We start from the raw sequence: 21718 nt of genomic DNA, 5'->3' as shown, positions 1-21718 counted from the left end.
GATGTTATCTGTCAGAAAAAGAGACTTCACAATAGCAACGACAATTGGGTAATGCCCCCGCGTGCCCTGTCAACCCGTCCAGGGTAGGTGGGTTATGCCAGTTGACAAATTGCCCTTCCAGTTGTTTGTGGGAATGCCTTACATCGCCATCATTGGCGGTGCGCCAGATATAGCCAGTTGAACCTATCGCTAGCGCTCTGGCTTGCGTTAGTGCTTGCGTTGCTCTGCCTAATTCGGTTCGGGCTAGCATTTTTGCCCGGGATGCCGTCACTTTGCCGGAGTTTGCTATCATCGCTAGAAAATGTTCAGGCCGCTCGCCGTTCACTACCGCTTCAATCGCTCTATTTTGGATATCATAAACCCTATCAGCGGCGTCAATCGGCAACGATTTAATATACCTGATTTGCTCATGGACAAGGGATTGCATGACATGCCCCACGGGGGTTTGGGCAATTAACTGCTTGAGTTCTTTGCTCATTTCACGGCTAGTTTGCTGCCACAATGTCGCATTATCCTGTGATACCTTTTCGACAAATTTTGTCGCTACCCGCCTTGCCCAGCTATCGATGAGTGCACTGTAATCATCCAGCGCCTGCTGAATCTCCAGCACTGACTCATTTGAGCCATCGTAGCGTTGATTGATGATAGCCCCGATTTCACGGGCAACTTGACTAAGGCCCATTCGATATTGGGTTTCCGCCCGTTTTGACCGTTGGTGCGTGGACAGCACTGAGCCTTGGCGGTGCTTCTTCTTCCGCATTCGCTATGTCCTCATCGGTGATGGTACTGCCAATACTAATAACATCGGACAAATCCCGTAGCGACGACATGGCCGCTTTCACTGACAGCATGCCGCCATCCTGCGCAGCATTGAGCGCATTAATCATGTTAACCGCGACGGTAGACTTGTCCATGTCTGACATTTGCCACAGCGGATTAAAGGCAAACGCAAAATCATCAGGTAAGGGTTTACCTACTGCCGACTGATGCGCTATCTCAAAGAGCTTGCGTAACGGTTGTTTGAGTCGCCTTGATTGTTGCGTGGCGATATTGTCGTAGTAATTGGCTAAATCGGCATCGCCAGTATTAAAGCCTGATGGCGACTGTCCAAACAGACGAACCAGTGGAATACCTGTAGCCCCGCTAATCTGTTCAGCAAAGCGCGCCAGTACGCTATCCAATCCTGAAAAGGAATAGCTATGCGTTTCAAAGGTATCGTCAGCGTCCATCAGCGTCATCCCTTCGTTACTCTGGTACTGACGTATCATGTTCATGTGTTTCATCAGTGCTTGGTATTGCTCGCCGCCAAAGCCGATGATTTCACGCAATTTCGCTACTTTAAAAGTGCGTAAATGCGCTTTGTATACCAGTTGCGCAATACCGGTTGTGGTGCTGTCAAAGGCGGTTAACCGGTCAAAAATACGTTCAATCACCGACATGCCCCACTCGTTCTCCGTTTTGGCTTGCTGATAAGGGAGCGTCACTCCATCAAAACGGATTAAGCGGCTATGATGCACTTTCCAGGCGGGGATATCATTCTCAACGGTCAAGATGTCGTAGAATTCGGGTTTCCCTAAGTCCTTGCTTAACGTTTTGATACGATGATTCAAATCAGGATTAACCTGCCAACGGTCAAGCGGTAAAATCCCTTTGAATTTACCTTGTCCTATCGTCTCGACGCGTAAGGGTGTAAAAGGCGCTTGCCCTTCTATCATAATAAGCCCTAATGCGCCGCCGTAAAGTCGTGACCACTTAATCGCATTATTCAGGCTTTCCCAGATTTCCAGTTCGTCAAATAAGGATTCGATTTCCCCTTTGTCGCTCGACTCCATTTGTGAAGTAATGCGAACACCTTTTCGGGTCATATCATCGGCGACGGTATCCACGGCGGCACCAATTATCCATGACGAGCGATAAGCATATTCGAGTAATAACCGGTTTCGACTTGTCCAGTCAGGGCGATAGGTTGAATTCGCATGTTGATTGGGGGTTTGCATCCCGACCCGTGCGGTAAAATTCTCATACCCATCCACCGTTTTTTGACGTGATTTTTTCTTTTTTGTCATGCGCTTCTACCCAATAATGCCCAAATTTCAAGTGCCGTATTCATCGGCGCAAAATTAATCATCACCGAATCCGCCAGATTGGGTGATTTTGTCCCATCCGGTTGTTTATCTATCACGATTTTTCCCACGGCGTTAATGGAATAGGTTGGCTGCGATAGCTCAACAATCAGTTTGTCTTTGAGTCGCATGGCACTATTAATGGCAATCAGTTCATCCGGTTTGAATGGCTGTTTTTCGACTACCGCTCGGTAAACATTTTGAAAGCGTTTGCGTAAATGCCACCAACTTTGTGCTTTGGCATTGGCGAAAAAATCCTTGTTTAATCGCGCATTCTGGCCGTCAAATCCAGCGACTGCCTCCTCCTCGGGATCAAACACGCCACCACTGCCGCGAAACGGCACGGCGTCAATACGTACGGCTCTTTTTTGTCTGCGCTGGTCATTGATAATTCTAGCATCCCCTCGCACACCTGCCCCTAATCCATCTTCATCAAAGCGAAAACTTTCAAGCTGATACTTGTCGGCTAAATTGAACACCTGCTCAACGCTGCCAAAAATATCACTGCCTTTTCCCGACCATTCCGCAATGCCTTCAAGTAAAAAGCCGTGACGCCAAGAAAAAGCGTTCTTGTCTCTGCCCTCATCCGCCACATCAAAGGCGCCCAGGCGGATACCGGTTGGGTTAATGCCAAGTTTCGTGTGGGCATCAATTGCTGCCTGTACCCATTCAGCCGGAATCAAGACACCTTCAACCGACGCCTGATAGTTCAAATCCAGCTCTTGCGCCACAATGACCGGATTATCAATTTTCAGACACTCTTTTTCGTACCATTCATCATCTTTACGCGGGTCACTTCGCCAGTGAAAGGTAAACACCGGAATATGGCCACTATGACGTTTTTGAGCAAACGGATTGGCCATACCGTTAACCGAGCTCAAATCAATGCGGCAGCGGGTCGTTTGCGATAGGGCGGCATCAATCAGTAACGGACGCGGTAAAAAAGCGGCTTCATCGACAAAATAAAGTGTCGTCCGGTCACCACGCCCGATATTGTCCCCTGCTTCACCTTTGATAATCGCGCCTGTGTTTGGGAAATTGACCCGCATGTAGGGTGCGTGTTTTTTCGCTTCCCAGCCAGCCCTAAACTCTTGGGGTAACGTTTCCACAAATTTACGCGCTTTCCAAAATAGCGCTTTCGGATCCCCTGTGCTGTCAACATACTCTTCTTTGCGGGAACCAAAGCCAATCACCATTTCCTTGTTGAAGAGGCATAGCGCACAGGCTAGCGCAATTGACGTCCAGCTTAAGCCCATTTCGCGGCTCTTTTCGGTAATGCCGTTTTCACGTTCACGCCAGCGGGTCATTATCCAGTCAATCCAGGCTTCCTGTTTGGGAAACAGCAAAAACGGGATCGTGACCGGCAATCCGTAATCAATGTTACGGGGGTCTGTTGTCATACCCCAGTCAATAATAAACTGCGCGGGATTATCCTTATAAAATCGGATTAATAGTTTAAGACTTTCCGGCTGCTCGCGAAGGCGCGTTAATCGCTCAGCACGCCACTCAAACACCTGGACATAATCCGGCTTTTTAAAGTCAAAAGGGAACGGTAAGGGCATGAGGGAATTTGTCCGGAAAAAAGCGAGTCAAAAAAATATATCGCACATAACTGCGTACATAAAAAATATAAAACAGGATTAAATTTACATAAGATATTGATATTAAATTAATGTTTTTATAAAAAATTATTCTTATACAAAATAAGTTAGCTGTTTTAACCCTTTACCCCATCAATTTTTTATAAGCTTCTGCCGCCTGTTCGGGAGTCATCTCATGCGTGATTAATTCAACCTGATTATGTGAAGTTCCTGAATGTTCTATTTTCTGTTTATTGGTGTACGCGTCACCACATTCTTTAGCTGCTTGCTCTATCATTTGCGCCGTGAGTAAAAAATTATCCATCGACTCTGTTCGTATCGCCATACGGTTTAACACACGCAATCGATACGCTTTATTGGCAATAGGAATATCACTAATCTCTTTTTTGAATCGCTCTCGCGTGAAGTGAAAGAGATCAACCCATTTTTTACCAAGGCTTTTTCCAATCGCTTTTGTGGGGTCATAGGAAGAGACCTGTTGTACGGTGAGCGTTAATCCAAATTCCAGTTTCACCAGTTTGAGCACCTGAGTTGGGCTATCGAAACAGGCTAACGACTGCACGATGAAGGCCTTAACCTCTGGAGATAATGCCGCCATTGGTTACCCCTCCTACTAAGTTAATATAATTTATTCTGGTTAATTTCAATCGAAAACGCATTTACCTATTCAATGACACTGTGTGTTGACGTAACCCTGAAGCCCTAAGGTTTGGGCGGTGACCGTAGCAATCTGTTCTCGTAAGGTGTAATAAGCCTGTTCAGCGTCTGCTGTAAGTCGGGGGGCGGTGCCATCATCCACGCCGGCGGCACCGGACTCTTTGGGGCAGGTGGCATTGACCCGCAACCGCTTAAAACCCCGAGCAACATCAAGCCTGAGTGCCTCAATCGTCTGTCTCGCATGCGTTAATTCCTGATAATGTTTTTTGTCCATCTCGGCCAGCTGGTCAAGCTGAATACGTTGGGTCTGTATATGATGTTCGGTTTTTTCCGCCTGTTGCCGGGCATGCTCCGCTTTCATCTGCCAGAGGGTGGACTCTGCGCGATAATGCATCAGGCCAACAGACAGCACCGTTATCACAACCAGCAACGCCATCACTGTTCCCCGCATCATGACAAAAACCTCTCCCGTTCCGCCGCTCGCCGTCTGACCAGTCCAGTCAGTTTTTTTCCGTCCGCATAGACCCAGCGGTTAAATTCATTCGCCGCGCCCGCAACATCGCCCGCATTGAGTTTTGTTAACAGGGTCGAGGTCGCGAATGCTTCCTCACCGATGTTAAAGACCAGTGATACCAGCGCATCAAACTGGAGTTGGGTCAGCGTGACCCGCACACGCCGGTTAATCACGTCCTCTGTCTGCTCGAGGTCATCGGTTAAAAAGCGTTCCGCCTGTGACGGTGAAATCGTCATCCGTTCCGTCACCCCCTGCGTATGCCCATAGCCAATCGTCCAGCGTCCGGCCGGACAGCGATAAGCCCGCAGACGACACCCCTCAAACTGTTTAATCCGACTTACCCCTGCGTCGCTGGTTGTCATTTTTTTTCCTTGTGTCCGGTTTTTTGACCGACAACCTCAACCCCCGAAAAGGCAGTGAGTCCGTTAATGCCTCCCCCAGAAAATCAGTGCCAAGGTAACCGATGAAGACACTGGCCAGATAGACCAGACCCGCACTTAACCCGAAAAGTGCCAGCAGGTCACGCGCAAACCACGCAATAATCGCGCATATCGTGGCATCAATCAGGGTCTTGCGCCATTTCTTCTCCTGATATCGCCCGCGCAGCCACGCCATCAGAAACGCCAGCGTTGCGCCCACGCCCTGCTCTTTAATCGACGCCAGGAAAGCGCAAACGCTCTCCCATGCCCCAGTGAACTTTTCCATTATCGTTTTTTCCATGCCTTTTCACCCGTCACAAACGGATTGTGCACACCGGTAATCGCCGCAATACGCCGGTCACGTTCGCGTTCACGCGCATCGGGGGGATATTGCCTGTCCCACTGCATTAAAATTGCTTGCTGCTCAGGGGGTATCACAAAACCATACCGGTCTGACATATAAAACCAGACCCGGGCGACGAGTCCCTTGACGTCATCACGCGGCTCAAAAACCCGCTGTTTAAAATCCGGACGGCTCTGACACTGCCCGTAAACAAAAGGGACCTGCCCGGCTTCGCCATAGGGCATATTACCGCGGTCGTTATTCACTTCTCCTGACTCCGGTGCCAGATTGTGCAAATCGCCTTCCGCTTTTCGAAATTCGGGGTCTTCTTGACGGCAGCCTTTTCGGCCGCCTTTTTCTTTACAGCCAAACGCCTGACCGAATACCGACGCCGGCACGATATGCTCCCACTCAATCCGCTGTGCACGATGACGGTGAACTTCCCGTCTGACCGCCTGACCACAACTTTCAAGGTCAATTCGACCCCCGTTTTTTCCTGTCCACTGCCAGTCACAGCCACAATAGAGGGTGCCACCTGCACCCTGATTGAGGTCGTGGTAAACGGCCTGACGGGAAACCCATTTCGCTTCACTGAAACTCTTCGGGGTATTAACCGGCTTAGTCGCCTGAGCGGGTGTGCTTAACACACTCAACAAACACAGGATACCGATTACCCAATGTTGTCTGATAATCATCGTATCTCCTTGAAGGTATTACATTGTTTCGGGTCACCGCTATCAAAACCCCGCTTAAACCAGTCATGACGCTGTGCCGATGTCCCGTGCGTGAACGTCTCGGGAACCACCCGTCCATGACCTTCCCTCTGTAGCCGGTCATCCCCAATCGCTTTGGCCGCATTGAGCGCATCATCCAAATCGCCCATCTCCAGCCAGCCTTCCTGCTGCACAAAATGCCCCCATACCCCCGCGTAGCAGTCCGCCTGCAATTCCAGCTTTACCGATAACTTATTGGCCGATTTTCTTGACATATTCGCCTGTGCCAGGTCTACTTTTTTCAAGACACCCAGCAGGTGTTGGATATGATGCCCCACTTCATGGGCTATCACATAACCAAAGGCAAATTTACCGTCTGCCCCCAGTCTGTTTTTCATCTCGTCATAAAATGACAGGTCGATATAGATAGTGCGGTCAGCAGGGCAATAAAAGGGCCCTATCAGGGTATAGCCCGTGCCGCAGCCTGTCTCTGTCTCTCCCCGATATATCACCAGTTTCGGCAATCGGTAATGACCGCCTCCCTCAGCAAAAATCTTCCGCCAGGCATCTTCAGTTGATGCCAGTATCACCGAAGTAAACCGGGCTGCTTCGTCCTCATCTACAAAACGATTAACAGGCAACGTTTCTGGCACCTGTTCAGATGCCGCAAAAGCCCAGCGATAGCCCCCCAGTAACAGCAGGAGGATAACTACCACCCACCCCCACCAACGCCAGCGGGAAAACACAAAACCTTCTGCTAACAGCGGTTTATATTTCGGTTTTCTTTTCTTTTTCTTTGCCTTTTTCTTCCGGCGCTTCAAGGCTTCTTCCAGACTGGTATACTCTTCCTGTGCTTCGGCGGTATTCCGCCGGTCTTCTACCTGCTCACTTTCCCGTCTCTCTTTCCAGTGCATGTGTGCTCCTTTTTAATCAATAAAAAAGGCCGCCTGAGCGACCTCTTTAAAAACAGAACGGTAGCCAGCCGCCTTACTCGTTTTAGTTAGTTAATTTGGGAGTATTGCGGTGGCGTAAATGAAAAAGGCGACCTGATGAATTAAAGCCAGTTAAGCGACTGGCAACGCGTATCCTCATTTGATATTGTTCAATCTTCAAATAAACAATACTAAAGTAAGGAAAACCATGTCAGACCAAAAACAATCATCAAATGGGAACAACGCCCAACCTTCTAATGATAAAAAACCTGAGTTAGAACAAAACGTTAAAGACTTTGCCACTAAACGCGTCAACTTAGGCGACTCTGCTGGAAGAGTCAAAAAAAATAATAAGTAATAGCAGATATTGTCATTGATAATATTGGGGTGAGGATTGTTGCGATCCTTACTCTATTTAAATGTTTTCTAATTTTGATATTAATGTCAATCAATTCATCAGTTGTTTCGCACAAATCAATTAGCCTGTAGCGCCGTATAAGATTTAATGGTTTTCTTTGTTCTTTGAACCCTTTGATTTCTAGATTTTTATAATCGGTATCACAAATGGCTTTGTAAGGTTTCGTATACAATCTGTCTGGCGAAGTAAACACAGCGCCTCTAATATTTGGCCGTAAGCAGAACAAGACCAGATACCCCGCACAGATCACCCAACACATCAAAAAGGTAGCTAAACCCATCGTTAAATACACAAAAATCGGCTTTTGCGTTAAGAGCAAGAAAGCGGAACCGATGCCTACTGTCAAAATGTTCAGCAATTTATATGCGTTTTCAATATTAACCGTATTCGACTTGTAAATTTCTTTAGCACAATCTTCACCTTGTTTTTCCAAAAATGCTAACAGGTCATCATCCACATCAAGGAAATAGTCACTTGGAAGTTTGTTCATTTCCACCTCATAAACAAAAAACCCCGCAAAAAGCGAGGTGAGCAAAATTTAATCAATCGAGGTTTTTATTATCAGCCTGAATTTCTGCTGGACGCAAAAACTCATTATGGGCACTTTAGCACACCTTTTGCGCGCGCACTAGTGTTTGATAACCGATTGTACGATATTTGTACAATATGTCTATATCTAATTGAATATCAAGGGTTTCCAGGCATCCTAGAACAAATCCTTCCGCAATTTGCATTCTTTCTCTGATTTCACCGTCACGCACTTTGAACTTTCGCGCAATGGCACGCTTGGATACGCCCCTGATGTAATAATCCTCAATGTAACTCAACTCTCTCGCCATACCCACCGTGTTAAGGCGACTGACGCACACATCAATCACCAGCCCGTCCGCATCACTGCACGACAAGCGATTTGCGCCTGTAAACGGCATAACGCGATTAAAGCCCGATGCCACCGGCAACCCGCTCAACGATGCATACGGATCACCCGCACACCACCCGCCCCAGTGTAAAAGTATTTTCTCGATGTCTCTACCCATGATCTTTTCGCTCCTGTTGTGAACGGGAATATTTTTACTTTATCCCTCGCTAGACAACCTAGACAAACTAGACAACCTATTTCTACTAATACTTTTTAAGGACATACATTACTAGCGCGCATATTAATTAAAAAAAAGGTTGTCTAGGTTGTCTAGGTTGTCTACAGCCTTTATTTTCAATATGTTACGACTAGACAACCTCTGTATTTAGGTTGTCTAGAGGTTGTCTGAGGTTGTCTAGTACCTTGATAAAAACGCGCTGTTGTTTTCCTTCGATAAATAAACGGTCAGATTTATACCCACAATTTTGTAAAACATTGCCAATGCGCATTTGTTCACGGCGCGATATATTTTTTGGTTCCATGTTCAATGCTTCACGCAAAACATCTGCAGAACGCAAAAATTGCCGTGCCCGTGGTTTTTGTCCTGTCATTAAATCCGGTTCATCTAACCAACGCTCAATAATTTCTTGCCAAGCATCTTTGATAAAATATTTTTCATGCACCTGATTAGCCAATTGCTCCGCTTCTTGGAATTTAATACCGGTTTCGTTAAATAGTTCTCGCGCTTCTGCCCAAAGCTGAATCACATCCTTTTTGATACCTTCTACATCCATTTTCCCAACTTCAACAGGTAGCCAACGCCGATTACCAGTTTTATCGCCTAAAAATTCATCTTCATTCGTGGTACCAATACTCAATGAGCGTCTGGGAAATTGGGTGGCGAATTCTTTAAACTTGGGGATCCACTTTTCATGTGTCCGCGTGACAAATGCCTTGATGGATTCCAGTTCTTTAGTATTAAGTCCGCGTAATTCGCTAATTTCTGCCACCAGACAACCCCGCATTTTACGCGCCAGATCATCATCTTTTTCAGCAAAGGAAATTTCAGTAAAAAAAGCTGGATCAGGGGATAACGCCGCCACGCCTGAAGATTTTCCCGAACCTTGCGCACCCACCAAGATCGGTACCATATCCGCTTTGATACCTGGCTTTAATACTCGTCCCGCAAGGGCTGTCCACATATAGCGCGATACCGCTCGCGTATAAGCACTATCTTCAGTACCAAAATGGGTATGATAAAACTTTTCGATACGCGGTATGCCGTCCCATTCGAGGCTTTTTATCCATTCCATTGCTGAATCAAAGGGGTTTTCATCCGCTGCCAGTAATACGACATCCCGAATTAATTCACGTCCAACCGCTTTAAACCCCCGCTTTTCCATTGTGATGCGCAATCGGGAATAATCAGCATCAGTAAAGGTTTGCCACTCTTTAGTGCCAACAGGCGCAAACATGATCTCGTCACGGAAAGAATCAAACCGAATTTCAACACCGACAAAATCAGGGCACATGACCGCTTTGGCGACATTGTCAATTGTTGCTTCTATTTGTCCTGTGGTTTTATTACGTTTAAAGGTGGGCCATTTTGAATTCTCGGGGGTATCCGTCAGGTCATCGAACTCATCTACCTTAGCAACAGCCGTTTTCAACCGTTGTGCACCGGGGTTTACCCACCCTACTTTTTGCGCTAAACTGAATATCGCTTGGTAGCTCGTTCTATCCGCCCGCAGCTTTGACCATTTGGCTTCTGCGTTGTCAATATTCCCGTTATCCACCGCAGAAGACCAGGCAAGCCACATCTTTTTAGCTTCATCTTCAAAGTGAGTGTCTTTAAACCAGGCGAGGCGATTACCCATGTCCACCCATGAAGGGTAGTTTTCAGCCTGGTTTAATATTTTCGGATACCATAGTGCGGAACGTAAATCTTCAAACGTCTGGTGATTAATATTTTGCAAATCGACCAGACGGGTTAAATCGTCATTATCGGGCTTAGGCACATCGATATGCTCAATAACAGGCGTATTATCGGAGGCTAAAAGCGTATCCACATCAACCACTGTGCCTTCAAAACTTTCATACTTTGCCCCTTCATGCGGCGCGAAAATCATATGCGAAGGCTCATAGACTGAGTTATCCCACTTGATCGCCAAATCGCTGAGCAATTCGAAACAATCCATTAATTCCTGCTCAATGCGTGGCCCTAGTTGTGCATACTCGGAGGCAGTCACCTCACGGGATAACAAAAAACCAATGCGCCAGCGTTGTTCACCCTGCGCAACAGGATGCTCATGACTGGCTGTGGTATAAGCAAAACATTGATAGAAACGGAGAATGCCTGTGAGCGTGTCCCACGCATCCAGGGCACACCCATCCATGTCAAGCCATAACACGCTGCGGTTACCCGCATTCAGCGCATTACGCCCTTTTTTGGCATTTTTCATCGCGCCCCAGATATAATTAAGGGCTTTTTTCTTTTTGTCGAAAATGGTTTTTGTATCGGTTGGACTAATATTAATATGCTTGGTTAATTTTTTTATCGCCTGCTGATACTCGGCAAAAGATCTAGCAACAGCAGACCTCGGGCGCTGATCACTCACACTACGCCCGACGGAATAATTGATTTGCATGGGTTATTTGGCCTTTAAGGTTTTATGAATTATTTTTTGGAAGCCCATCCGTTAAATTAGGGTAATCGTCACTGTTTAATTCGTGTGGCGTTACGAGCCATTCAGTAGCTCGTGACCATTCAATGGCTTTACATCCTTTAGGTTTATATTTGCCCGCTATAACTTGACTGATAAAACCTTGTGATACCCCAACAATTGTAGCAAACGATGTTTGACTAATTTTCCTATGCAGAAGATATTCATTGAGTGTCATATTGTCTCCTCCTAAAATCTAATAATATTAGTATTGCTGATAACATTAGTCAATAGCGTTACTATTTGAAAAATATTAGTAACGCAAATAAGGTATATATATATGAGACGAATAACTCCTGAAGATAAACAAGCTGCGGTGCGTTTAAGAAAGCTATGGAACGAAAAGAAAGAAGCGCTTTCTCTAACTCAAGAAAAAGCGGCGGAAGAGCTTGGCTTTAACACTCAGGGTGCTGTTAGCCAGTATTTAAACGGAAAAGTTCCTTTAAATACAGATACAATAATCAAATTCGCTAAGATCCTTCATGTTTCACCTGAAGCTATAAAACCTGAGTTATCATCACTTCTCAAATATGTAAGGGAAACAGACACAAACACACCTACTCAACAACCAGAAATTCCAATCACTAACAGGGAATTAGCTTTATTGAAGCTTATAAACCAATTACCTGAAAGCGAACAAACTTCACTTCATGAATCCCTTCAAGAAAAAAAACGGTATTATGACCGTTTATTTGAGGAAATTGCTAAGGCGAAAGGATTGAAAGTAGGTTGACACATAATTATTTAGGCTTACAAATTTAATTATCAAGTCGGTTTATTCCGACTTTTTTATTACCCCCTCTTTAAATAAAAAAATTTTAACTACCCCATTAACATTATTTTACTCAAAAATATTAGCTTTACTATTGACAAATAAATCAGCAAAGCTAATATTAAATAAAACTATCGCTCTTTAACAATTTAGAAAGTCGGAACAGCACAGATTTTTCTGTTTAGACCCCTGCGCATAAAATGCGATGTATCGTCAAACGCGATCCGGTTGGCGAGAAGATTAACCCCATTTGATAAAAATGGTCGTGAAAGGGCAACACTGGCAGAGAAAGAAATGCAAACGCAAAACACTAATTATAGGTCATTTTGCGAAGTGGCCTATGGTGAGTGACGACAGATAAGCCGAGGATATAAATTCATGAATAAAGCGCCCCATGTTTTCAACCCAAACTTAAGCAGTGAAGAGCTTGAGGATTGGCTGGCTACGCAAAAAACCGCCTTAGCGCATTACAACAATCTAAAAAGAGAAAGAGCCGCCTTGACTAAGCGGCTATCGAGAGGTAGATCTGATGTTAGAACGTGGCACTAATTTCTTTAAATCAGATAAACTGAGTTTTCCTTGGGAGCCCAGTCCGCTTCTAAAATTGAATAAGCAGTAATGTAATTTTCAGGAATGCTAACCTGTTCGATAAATGACTTTGCTTCTTCTGGCAATTTATCAATTTGGAGTTCTTCACCAATAACAAATAAGCTATCAGCAAGTGATAAGCTACGTATTTCTGCTGGTTTCCAGTGGGTTTTGATAAAAATCATGTGGTGAAGCGCTTCTTTACCAATTAAAGGCTGAAATATAGTTGAGTATCTCTTCCGGTGCTCATGAAGAATTATTTCGAGAATAAACAGTCGATTTGTACAAATTTTTATAAAAACATCTTCACGGGTTCCAGGATAGTAAAGTGGTTCATTCAGGTTATGATTATGACGTATTCTTTTCATAATCACATTCCATAGATCATTCATGTTACTCATAGTAAATCCTTATAGGTTAGACGAACCATAAGAATACCACCTCGCCTGATGTGGTTAAAAGCAGGCAATGAACAAATTACGTTAAATCAAGAGGTCAAACATGGATAACGAACAGTCAGTTAAAAAAACCGTGATGGTTAACGGGCACGAAATTGATAAAGAAATTGTTCATCACTGTATGAATACCGTTGAACAAGCCGTTTTAGACGTTGTGACACATTTAGTAAAAAACGGTGCAGAAAAAGAAGACGTTATTAACGCCGCAAAAACTACCGCCGAGGCGATAGTAGTTGGAATGTGTTTCACTTTCATTTTTTAGCCAGTAAAGAAAATAAAACACCCATTCCATCGTTTAAATACCCATTGACGAAAGAAGAAATCATGCGCTATAGTTTATTTGCATCTGATAAATCAGGTGTCGGGATTAGCCTCCTGGTAATAGTCAAAGGCGCATAGCACGCCGTAAGCGTGTTTTTTTATGCGTCAGTCTACCATATCAAGAATCAATGGTGGGCTGGATGGGGGAGCCGAAAGGCTCGCCGGAGACCTCCTTTGACGCCGGTAAGGCTAACCCTGTTCAGTTCACCGCCTAAGATTAGCCTCAAGGGTGGTGATTGTCCTAAAATTCAAAGGAAATCATTACTATGACTACTTTAGTTTTCCGCAATACTGCTCTTGAAACTATTTCTCATAAAAACCAAATTTGGTTTACTTCTACTGAACTTGCTAGAGCTTTGCAGTATCAACAAATTGACTCTGTTACCAAAATATTTAACCGTAATAAAGACGAATTTACATCATGTATGACACAGACGGTCAATTTGACCGTCAGCGGTAAAATCAATGGGTTACAGCACAAAAAGACCCGTATATTCTCCTTACGTGGTGCACACCTAATCGCCATGTTCGCCAATACGCCAGTAGCGAAAGAATTTAGAAAATGGGTGCTGAATATTCTCGATAACCAAACAGCTAACCCTAAATACCAACCCCAACAGGAAGCGCACGAAAAGTTCAGCAACAAAGATACCCAAAATCTCGCTCGTATCATTGCACTCATGACGCAAAACTTTCGTTTCAAACAGGCATGGAATAATGCTATCTGGTATGCATTAAGAGAAGTGACCGGCATTCCCTCACCCTATCCAATGGAAGTACGGCTAGTTCCTTCTATCGCTACAGAATGTGAACGTATCTGGCATGCGACAGACCATCTACAAGATGTGATAGCCGATGCAGAAAAAACAGCGATTAAACGAATTATCCGCAAACGTGAAAATGCCGATAAAGTTATTTCAGAGATCGATAGCCTGCTATTTCAGGCTGCAAACGATAACCAGCTAATGCTAAATGGCGCCCTTTCCCACTGGCATAAAGCTGGACTAACACATTTCCTCCAACGTAACTAATTAATCTTAACGCCCCTTTAAACAGGGGCTATTTGTTTATCAATTTCATTATTGAGAGATTCCTACATGCAAAAAGTAAAAATCCTGTCATCGGAGCGATTTCCGATGAACAACCACGTCCGGCGTTTACGCTATTTACAAAAATTGGAAGCGCTAAAGCGCAATGTTAATCAGCAATTCCCTGTCACTGTATACCGTTGAGGCCTCTACACCATGTTTACCGAAAATACGCCCCTGCTGGCAAGACTGGCAGAAAACCACACGCAAATGGTTATCGCTCACAATCAACTGGCCGAAGCCCATAAAATGTTAATCAGTCAGTTGGTCGGACATACTGAAAATGACCCGAGTGACCCAAACGAACCGACAGGGTCAAGCAAACCGAAACCTTTTGCACCGGATGTTAAGCCACAACCCGTTACGACATCCGCTATGGTTGAGCCTCAAGAAGCGATTGAGCCTGAACCGGTTATTGAAGTCCCCATTAAAGCTGAAGATAAACCAGCCCCCGTTATTGCCGAGAAAAAGGTTCAAGCCCCCAAGGTAGAAACGAAACCCGCTAAAGCCGTTAAACCAATTGAACCGGTTGATATTGAATCGCTTGATTTGCGTCACGTAGTCGCCCTGTCTGTCCTGTTTGGGGATAAAGCGCTTAAACCTGACAGTACGCAAGTTGCTAAAGCCAGCGCAATGCTTGCATCTGAAAAAGCGGATAGCGTCACTGGGCAAATTGATGCACTTTATTGCGCCGTAAACGGGTTACCTAAAGTGACATTTCTTCCCAAAGCTAAAATTTTTACGATATGCCTAAAAATACTGGCCAATTGGGATAATCTCCATGGCATTACCGAACGTCGTGAATTTGCCTTGTCATTATTGCGTGAATTGCCTACCCCCGCAGAAGCCAAACCGATTGATTTTAAGGCACTTCGCAGTGAGGCGTCGGCCTGCATTACTCAACTGGTCAAAGGCGGATATCGTAATGAAGCGCTGGATATCCTCGCCTCATTTAACGCTAAAAAGATGGGTGACGTTACTGATGACAATCTGGTTCAGTTTATCGAGAAAGCCCAACGCGTTTTAGCTGATGATAATGCCGAGGGTAGCGATGGCTGAGCATGCAAAACTTGCCCCCTCCTCAGCGCATAGGTGGATAAGATGTAGCGCCAGTCTCGCAGTGGAAGCCACCGTACCCAATAAAACATCGTCGTTTGCGGAAGAAGGCACCGCAGCGCATGCGTTAGCGGAAAGTATCTTAACAATGCGTCAAAACCCGTTTAGTGACGGGCGTAGACGAACATCTGGCTTTGATGCAAAGGATTATATCGGCACGTATCCCTTGTTGAAAGCCAACTCGCCACCAGTGGATGAGGAGATGATTGAGCACGTCCAGACCTATGTTGATACTGTCTGGAGGCTTGCGGACGGGAAAATCTTACAGGTTGAAGAACGGGTGGATTTTTCAGCGGTCATTGGCGTAGAGAATTCGTTTGGTACCGCGGATGCGATTATTGTCAGTGAGGATGAGCTACAAATCCATGACCTGAAATACGGTAAAGGCGTTAAAGTGGATGCCCCGAACAATGAGCAGCTCATGCTTTATGCGCTCGGGGCGTTACATCAGTTTGACCTTGTTTATGATTTTAACACGGTTCGGCTTTTTATCCATCAACCCCGCCTTAACCATCTGTCTGAATGGGCGCTATCAGTTGACGAATTAAAAGACTTTGGTGACCTGGCTAGATTGCGGGCGCAAAAAGCCATGGAGATGGCAACCCTCGCTGAGCGCAACGGGCTTGATGCCCTACCGGATAATGCGTTTTCACCAGGTATCAAGCAATGCCAGTTCTGCAAAGCAAAAGGCGGATTGTGTTTTGCCCAGGCGCAGTTTGTCCATAATGAAGTCAAAGGTGATTTTGTCGATTTAACCCAGCCTTTAGCCCCTCAATTAAGCGATGTGCCAAAACGCATTACGTTACTTACCCCTGAGCAAATGGCAGCGCTCTACCCGCATGTCGATTTGATAGAGAGTTTTTGCAAAGCCCTGCGAAATCGGGTCGCTGAGGCATTACATAGCGGGCAATCGGTACCGGGCTTTAAACTGGTGACTGGCAAACAGGGAAATCGCACATGGGGTGATGAACGTGAAGCCGAAACGCTGTTGAAAAACGCCAAAATTAAGCAGGAGCAAATCTACCACAAAAAAATTATCAGTCCACGACAGGCTGAGAAACTACTTAAACAAGACAAACCGAGTCGCTGGGCAAAACTGGAAGCGCTTATTGAGCGAGCAGACGAGTAAACCCGTTATCGCACCGGAATCTGACCCTCGCCCTGCCCTTGTTATTAATACCCCCCTAAACGACTTCGACGATGTGACCGAAGCGGCACTCGCTGATAAATCCATCTAATTAAAAGGTAACGTGATGAAAATTAAATTAAACAACGTACGTCTGGCTTTTCCTGAGTTGTTTGAACCTACACAAGTCAGTGGTCAGGGCGCCTTCAAATACCGCGCCACTTTCCTAATCGCCAAAAATCGTACCGACCTGATTGAGGAAATCAAAACAGGGATTAAGGCCGTCATTAAGGAAAAATGGGGAGCCAAAGAGGTAGAAAAAATTTATAACAGCATCTGCCACTCCAACAACCGTTTTTGCTTTCGCGACGGGGACAATAAGGAATACGACGGCTATGCCGGAAATATGTACATTACCGCCAGTAACAAAGATCGGCCGCTAGTCATTGACGTAAATCGCACACCACTCACCGCACAGGACGGACGCCCCTATTCGGGCTGTTACGTTAACGCCACCATTGAGTTTTACGCCTATGACAACAATGGTAAAGGGGTTTCAGCCTCCTTAAGAGGGGTTCAGTTTTTCCGGGATGGCGATGCGTTTAGCGGTGGAAGTGTAGCCTCCGTTGACGAATTTGACGACCTGAGCATGGCTGAGGAAGAAGAGTTATTGGCAAGTTAAACACCAGGGAACTACCGCCGCCTGAGGTAGTGAAATAATCAGGCACCACGTTAAATTCATTAAGGAGAGTTAAACATGAAATTAGATAATATGACTGAAGTCCTTACGCTCACTAATCCCGATAACAACAGCCATTATTTGCTTAACCTGGAGCAACCCGTTAATGCCGATGAGGAAACCAGAACATTAATCAATATGATTCAACTACTGGCAGAAGAAAACCAGTACCTGAGAAAAGAGAATAAGCGATTGGCAAAAAGCCATTGGTAAAATGGTGGGCTATGCAGGACTCGAACCTGTGACCGATGTATTAAGTCCTCTGGGCTACCAACTGAGCTAATAACCCATGATAGTAATTTATAACAATCCCTTTAACAAAAATGGTGGAAAGTAATTATCAAAACCTTCAGCGATACCATAATCTCTCAGTTGTTTTCGGGTGTAAATATCAATCTTTTTATATATCTGTTGTATTATTTGCTCTACAACACAAGAATAGGTACCTAACCGCAATGCGATTTCTTGATTACTCATAAGTTTCATCGCGAAAAATAGCACATTAAGTTCTTCAGTCGTAAATAAATTATTCGGTGGATGATTTGTTAAAAAAGAAGGCGTGGTTGGGTTTTTAAAGAAATGTTCTGATAGTAATCGAGGGGATATTTTTCGTCCATGACAGATAGTTCCAGCGATTTTATTCTGGGTGTAGTAAGGAAACTTTTTAACAAAAACAGATTGTAATGTTCGCTCTTTTTCTGCTAGATGTGTAACAATAAAAAATATGGATTTATCAGATTGAACAACAATTTGTTCATATTCAACAGTTGTGTCCGCATATTCACACCATGACACAGGGCATTCAAAGGTTCGTCTTCCTTCGATGTTAAAATTTACTGACAAACAAGAACTAGTAAGCAGCGCTTTATTAGCATAGACAAAACATGACTCAGTATCTTTTATGTCCCAAATATCTTCTTGTTTCTCCATAAACGAAATCAAATGGCTTGTTAGTACATCGCTAGTTTTCATAAATATCCCTATTACAATTTAATTTTTATAATTAAGCTTAGTTTTTTATAAAAAAAAACAAAAATAAATACCGCTTTTTATTAAAGCATCTCGTGTACTGACAACTCCTGATACGAAGGTAAACTGACCCACTTCCTAGAACGTCACTAATTAATCTTAACGCCCCTTTTTATAGGGGCAATCATTCATCAATTTAAGTATTGAGGCATTTTTATATGCAAAATTTACTATTTTGCGATTTAGAAACATACAGCGATATACCGATTAATTGTGGCACACATCGCTATGCTGAAAATGCAGAAATATTACTTTTTGCGTATGCGGACAATCATGGCCCTGTCAAGGTTTGGGATGTGACTGAAGATAAAACGATGCCAAAGGATTTAAAAGCCTATCTTGATGACTCTGCGATTTTAACTGTCTGGCATAATGGGGGGATGTTTGATACGGTAATTTTAAAACACGTGTTAAATATCGATTTACCCTTATCCCGCATTCACGACACCCTGGTGCAAGCACTGGCGCATGGCTTACCCGGTGCACTAGGTTCGCTTTGCGATATTTTCAAAATCAATAACGATAAAGCCAAAGATAAAGAAGGTAAAGCGCTCATACAGTTATTTTGCAAACCGCGTCCTAAGAATAGCAAAATACAACGCGCTACGGCGTTAACACATTTCGAAGAATGGCAGCGGTTTAAAACGTACGCAGGTTCAGATATTTTAGCCATGCGCGAGATTTACCAACATTTACCGCGTTGGAATATGAATGCTGATGAAACCCAACTATGGCAGTTAGACCAAAAGATTAATCGCCGTGGAATGGGTATGGACGTTGAACTGGCGAAAAGCGCCTTGACCGCGGTTGAAAACGAGCAAAAAAGGTTATCAACCGTCACCCGACAATTGACAGATAATGCCGTGCAAACCGCAACACAACGCGATGCACTGCTACAGCATATCGTTTCGGCATTTGGCATCACATTACCGGATATGCAAGCCAGCACGCTACAGCGACGCATTAATGACCCTGATATTCCACCTGCTTTACGCGAACTACTATCAGTCCGTCTGCAATCGTGTACAACCAGCACCAGTAAATATAAGGCGCTGTTAAAATCGGTAAGCGCAGATGGACGACTTCGAGGGACAAAACAATTCTGCGGTGCCTCACGCACTGGACGTTGGGCGGGGCGGATTTTTCAACCGGATAATCTCCCCAGACCCACGCTTGACCCAAGCACCATTAATGACGGGATTGAAGCGTTAAAAGCCGGTTGCGCCGAGCTGATTTGTGATGACATTATGCAACTGACCAGTTCTGCACTTAGAGGATGTATTATTGCCCCACCCGGTAAGAAGCTGGTTATCTCCGATTTATCAAATATTGAAGGCCGCATGCTAGCATGGCTGGCAGGGGAAAACTGGAAAGTCAACGCTTTTAGCGAATTTGATAACGGCAAGGGCGATGACCTCTATAAACTCGCCTATGCGCGCGCATTTAATTTTTTACCTGAGAACGTCACTAAAGCTCAACGACAAATCGGTAAGGTGATGGAACTCGGCTTAGGCTATGGCGGTGGCGTTGCGGCATTTCTGACGTTCGCCCTCGCCTACGGTCTGGATTTAGATGAACTGGCGGAAGCCGCATTACCTAACATACCGCCTAACGTTAAGCGAGAGGCGATGCGCTGGTATCAAAAATCCGTTGAAACGGATAAAACTTATGGCCTCAGCGAAAAGGTCTTTATTACCTGCGATTCCCTTAAGCGCATGTGGCGCAATGCCCATCCGCAAACCGTATCATTCTGGTACGACATTGAAGAGGCAGTAAAACAGGCCATTCAGGCACCGGGGAAAGCGTTTAAGTGCCGTAAACTTAGCGTCCGGCGCGATAAAGGCTGGCTCAGGATTTGTCTACCATCAGGTCGTAGTCTTTGCTACCCTTCTGCGCGAACAGAGAATGGACAAATTACCTATATGGGGACTAACCCCTACAACCGTAAATGGGAACGGTTAAAAACCTATGGCGGTAAAATCACCGAAAATATCTGTCAGGCCGCCGCACGGGATGTATTAGCCTATAGCATACTGCCTATTGAAAAGGCAGGTTATGCGATTGTCTTAACCGTCCATGATGAAATTATCAGCGAAGCGCCGGATACCCCACAATTTTCCGCCGAGGGGTTAAGCACACTGTTAAGTCTTAATCCGGACTGGGCTTTCGATTTACCGCTTAGTGCAGCCGGCTTTGAGACTTATCGCTATCGCAAGGAATAAACTAACACACAGGATAAAATAAACATCATGGCCTTTATGAAAAACGACAGCCCACTTTATTTCAAGGCGGCGCAGGATGCAGTTCACCTTGAGCAGTCAGGGCAATACCATGAAGCCGCGCGCGCATGGTCGCAGGCAAATCGGCTGGCGCGCAATCGCAATAACCGTATCTGGAGTGAGAACCGCGCCGATTTTTGCCTGATGCAAATAAAAAGGGAACATATTAAAAGGATGTATCCATGCGGTTAATCAGGGAAGAGAGTATCGAAAAACATTTGGTGCGTGAAGTGCAAAAAATCGGCGGCATTGCCTATAAATTTGTTTCACCAGGGCGACGAGGCGTACCTGACCGATTAGTCGCCCTGCCCAATGGCAACATTATTTTTGTGGAGTGCAAAGCACCGGGCGAAAAACCTACCCCCTACCAATTACGCGAACACGCACGGCTTTTTGCCCTTGGCCATCAGGTCATCGTACTGGACAGCCAGGATTTAGGCAGCATATTGCCCGCTGAGGAACTACAGGACGGTTTTTAAACCAGTTTTATGATTAGGGTGACAATCGTTGCCGCAGCACCAACAATAGCTAACATGACACCGCTTAGTTTTATCAGAAGGCTATTGGTTAACCCTTCAACATCTTTACGGACTAGTGATATCTGTGAGTCTATCTTGACATCAAGCTTATCAAATCTGCCGTCTATTTCTTTACGAACATCATCTAAATCGCGTTTAGTCGCTACATCCGCAACTTCGTGTGACTTACGCACAGCAATAGAAATTGCTTTTGCCTGCTCTTTTGGCAAACCTGCATTCTCTAATGTTTCGACAAATTCTTGTGTATCAAATGCAACCTGGCCCATAGCGAATCCTCCTGTTTTGGTAAGTATAACGGGTTTCGGGCTCAATCTGCAAAATCTATCACATTTATAACTTAATTCGTTTAATTACGGAGAAA

Annotated in this window: 28 protein-coding genes and 1 pseudogene; 13 read left to right on the top strand and 16 right to left on the bottom strand. The window is 45.0% G+C overall.

Features of this window, described 5'->3' with window-relative positions; translation table 11 throughout:
* Positions 1-4: 4 nt before the first annotated feature.
* From AC01GB_RS13535 to ypfJ, 9 genes are all read right to left on the bottom strand, one after another.
* A complete protein-coding gene (locus AC01GB_RS13535; protein ID WP_474452211.1) occupies positions 5-682 on the bottom strand; it encodes a phage head morphogenesis protein in 678 nt (225 codons plus the stop codon).
* A complete protein-coding gene (locus tag AC01GB_RS13530) occupies positions 672-2066 on the bottom strand; it encodes a DUF1073 domain-containing protein (RefSeq protein ID WP_474452210.1) in 1395 nt (464 codons plus the stop codon). The genes AC01GB_RS13535 and AC01GB_RS13530 overlap by 11 nt, the downstream gene beginning before the upstream one ends.
* Positions 2063-3685, bottom strand: coding sequence for a terminase large subunit (locus AC01GB_RS13525; RefSeq protein ID WP_474452208.1), 1623 nt, complete (start codon positions 3683-3685; stop codon positions 2063-2065). Before AC01GB_RS13525 ends, AC01GB_RS13530 begins: the two co-directional genes overlap by 4 nt.
* Positions 3686-3848: 163 nt before the next feature.
* Positions 3849-4322: a DUF2280 domain-containing protein gene (locus tag AC01GB_RS13520; RefSeq protein ID WP_474452207.1), complete on the bottom strand. Its 474-nt coding sequence runs from the start codon at positions 4320-4322 to the stop codon at positions 3849-3851.
* Positions 4323-4391: 69 nt separating this feature from the next.
* Entirely contained in the window at positions 4392-4835 is a 444-nt protein-coding gene (locus tag AC01GB_RS13515) for a lysis protein (RefSeq protein WP_474452206.1), read from the bottom strand.
* Entirely contained in the window at positions 4832-5257 is a 426-nt protein-coding gene (locus tag AC01GB_RS13510) for a lysozyme (RefSeq protein WP_474452205.1), read from the bottom strand. Before AC01GB_RS13510 ends, AC01GB_RS13515 begins: the two co-directional genes overlap by 4 nt.
* A complete protein-coding gene (locus AC01GB_RS13505) occupies positions 5223-5600 on the bottom strand; it encodes a phage holin, lambda family (RefSeq protein ID WP_474450330.1) in 378 nt (125 codons plus the stop codon). Before AC01GB_RS13505 ends, AC01GB_RS13510 begins: the two co-directional genes overlap by 35 nt.
* Positions 5600-6352 carry an endonuclease gene (locus AC01GB_RS13500; RefSeq protein WP_474450299.1) on the bottom strand — a complete coding sequence of 251 codons (753 nt, stop codon included), beginning with the start codon at positions 6350-6352 and terminating at the stop codon, positions 5600-5602. Before AC01GB_RS13500 ends, AC01GB_RS13505 begins: the two co-directional genes overlap by 1 nt.
* A complete protein-coding gene (gene ypfJ / locus AC01GB_RS13495; protein WP_474452204.1) occupies positions 6349-7284 on the bottom strand; it encodes a KPN_02809 family neutral zinc metallopeptidase in 936 nt (311 codons plus the stop codon). Before ypfJ ends, AC01GB_RS13500 begins: the two co-directional genes overlap by 4 nt.
* A 226-nt stretch (positions 7285-7510) precedes the next feature.
* On the opposite strand from ypfJ, the gene AC01GB_RS13490 reads away from it, so the two are divergent.
* Entirely contained in the window at positions 7511-7660 is a 150-nt protein-coding gene (locus AC01GB_RS13490) for a hypothetical protein (RefSeq protein ID WP_474452203.1), read from the top strand.
* Here AC01GB_RS13490 and AC01GB_RS13485 read toward each other — a convergent pair.
* From AC01GB_RS13485 to AC01GB_RS13470, 4 genes are all read right to left on the bottom strand, one after another.
* Entirely contained in the window at positions 7641-8210 is a 570-nt protein-coding gene (locus AC01GB_RS13485; protein WP_474452202.1) for a hypothetical protein, read from the bottom strand. The genes AC01GB_RS13490 and AC01GB_RS13485 overlap by 20 nt on opposite strands.
* A gap of 115 nt (positions 8211-8325) precedes the next feature.
* Positions 8326-8757 carry an antiterminator Q family protein gene (locus AC01GB_RS13480; protein ID WP_474452201.1) on the bottom strand — a complete coding sequence of 144 codons (432 nt, stop codon included), beginning with the start codon at positions 8755-8757 and terminating at the stop codon, positions 8326-8328.
* A 190-nt stretch (positions 8758-8947) separates the two neighbouring features.
* The gene (locus AC01GB_RS13475) at positions 8948-11227 is read right to left on the bottom strand and encodes a virulence-associated E family protein (protein WP_474452200.1); all 2280 of its coding nucleotides are present in this window, start codon (positions 11225-11227) and stop codon (positions 8948-8950) included.
* A gap of 22 nt (positions 11228-11249) precedes the next feature.
* On the bottom strand, positions 11250-11480 hold the full coding sequence (locus AC01GB_RS13470) for a helix-turn-helix domain-containing protein (protein ID WP_474452199.1): 231 nt from the start codon (positions 11478-11480) through the stop codon (positions 11250-11252).
* 102 nt (positions 11481-11582) lie between these two features.
* On the opposite strand from AC01GB_RS13470, the gene AC01GB_RS13465 reads away from it, so the two are divergent.
* The gene (locus tag AC01GB_RS13465; protein WP_474452198.1) at positions 11583-12035 is read left to right on the top strand and encodes a helix-turn-helix domain-containing protein; all 453 of its coding nucleotides are present in this window, start codon (positions 11583-11585) and stop codon (positions 12033-12035) included.
* Positions 12036-12452: 417 nt separating this feature from the next.
* A complete protein-coding gene (locus AC01GB_RS13460) occupies positions 12453-12623 on the top strand; it encodes a hypothetical protein (protein ID WP_474452197.1) in 171 nt (56 codons plus the stop codon).
* 5 nt (positions 12624-12628) lie between these two features.
* Here AC01GB_RS13460 and AC01GB_RS13455 read toward each other — a convergent pair whose 3' ends face one another.
* Positions 12629-13063 carry an ECs1072 family phage-associated protein gene (locus AC01GB_RS13455; protein ID WP_474452196.1) on the bottom strand — a complete coding sequence of 145 codons (435 nt, stop codon included), beginning with the start codon at positions 13061-13063 and terminating at the stop codon, positions 12629-12631.
* A gap of 100 nt (positions 13064-13163) precedes the next feature.
* On the opposite strand from AC01GB_RS13455, the gene AC01GB_RS13450 reads away from it, so the two are divergent.
* The 7 genes and pseudogenes from AC01GB_RS13450 (at position 13164) to AC01GB_RS13420 (ending at position 17723) form a co-directional block, all read left to right on the top strand.
* Entirely contained in the window at positions 13164-13382 is a 219-nt protein-coding gene (locus tag AC01GB_RS13450; protein ID WP_474452195.1) for a hypothetical protein, read from the top strand.
* A 325-nt stretch (positions 13383-13707) separates the two neighbouring features.
* Positions 13708-14472, top strand: a complete 765-nt coding sequence (locus AC01GB_RS13445) for a BRO-N domain-containing protein (RefSeq protein ID WP_474452194.1) — start codon at positions 13708-13710, stop codon at positions 14470-14472.
* A gap of 66 nt (positions 14473-14538) precedes the next feature.
* On the top strand, positions 14539-14673 hold the full coding sequence (locus tag AC01GB_RS13440; RefSeq protein ID WP_474452193.1) for a hypothetical protein: 135 nt from the start codon (positions 14539-14541) through the stop codon (positions 14671-14673).
* 12 nt (positions 14674-14685) lie between these two features.
* Positions 14686-15588: a hypothetical protein gene (locus tag AC01GB_RS13435; RefSeq protein WP_474452192.1), complete on the top strand. Its 903-nt coding sequence runs from the start codon at positions 14686-14688 to the stop codon at positions 15586-15588.
* Positions 15560-16883 (top strand): annotated as a pseudogene (locus tag AC01GB_RS13430) (DUF2800 domain-containing protein). Before AC01GB_RS13435 ends, AC01GB_RS13430 begins: the two are co-directional and overlap by 29 nt.
* A 15-nt stretch (positions 16884-16898) precedes the next feature.
* The gene (locus AC01GB_RS13425) at positions 16899-17453 is read left to right on the top strand and encodes a DUF2815 family protein (protein WP_474452191.1); all 555 of its coding nucleotides are present in this window, start codon (positions 16899-16901) and stop codon (positions 17451-17453) included.
* Positions 17454-17528: 75 nt separating this feature from the next.
* Complete coding sequence (locus AC01GB_RS13420; protein WP_474450395.1) at positions 17529-17723, top strand: hypothetical protein; 195 nt, start codon at positions 17529-17531, stop codon at positions 17721-17723.
* An 87-nt stretch (positions 17724-17810) separates the two neighbouring features.
* On the opposite strand, the gene AC01GB_RS13415 is transcribed toward AC01GB_RS13420, so the two are convergent.
* Positions 17811-18482, bottom strand: a complete 672-nt coding sequence (locus AC01GB_RS13415) for a helix-turn-helix transcriptional regulator (protein ID WP_474450393.1) — start codon at positions 18480-18482, stop codon at positions 17811-17813.
* Positions 18483-18697: 215 nt separating this feature from the next.
* Here AC01GB_RS13415 and AC01GB_RS13410 point away from each other — a divergent pair, with 215 nt between their 5' ends.
* The 3 genes from AC01GB_RS13410 to AC01GB_RS13400 are packed head-to-tail and all read left to right on the top strand — an operon-like array spanning position 18698 to position 21297.
* Complete coding sequence (locus AC01GB_RS13410; protein WP_474450390.1) at positions 18698-20761, top strand: DNA polymerase; 2064 nt, start codon at positions 18698-18700, stop codon at positions 20759-20761.
* Between the two features lie 27 nt (positions 20762-20788).
* Positions 20789-21010 carry an ANR family transcriptional regulator gene (locus AC01GB_RS13405; protein ID WP_474450388.1) on the top strand — a complete coding sequence of 74 codons (222 nt, stop codon included), beginning with the start codon at positions 20789-20791 and terminating at the stop codon, positions 21008-21010.
* The gene (locus AC01GB_RS13400; RefSeq protein WP_474450386.1) at positions 21001-21297 is read left to right on the top strand and encodes a PDDEXK family nuclease; all 297 of its coding nucleotides are present in this window, start codon (positions 21001-21003) and stop codon (positions 21295-21297) included. Before AC01GB_RS13405 ends, AC01GB_RS13400 begins: the two co-directional genes overlap by 10 nt.
* On the opposite strand, the gene AC01GB_RS13395 is transcribed toward AC01GB_RS13400, so the two are convergent.
* Positions 21294-21623, bottom strand: coding sequence for a CCDC90 family protein (locus AC01GB_RS13395; RefSeq protein ID WP_474450383.1), 330 nt, complete (start codon positions 21621-21623; stop codon positions 21294-21296). The two genes, AC01GB_RS13400 and AC01GB_RS13395, sit on opposite strands and share 4 nt — an antisense overlap.
* Between the last annotated feature and the right edge of the window lie 95 nt (positions 21624-21718).

This window comes from Candidatus Arsenophonus phytopathogenicus (assembly GCF_056113345.1).
This window is presented reverse-complemented; position numbering and strand designations above follow the sequence as displayed.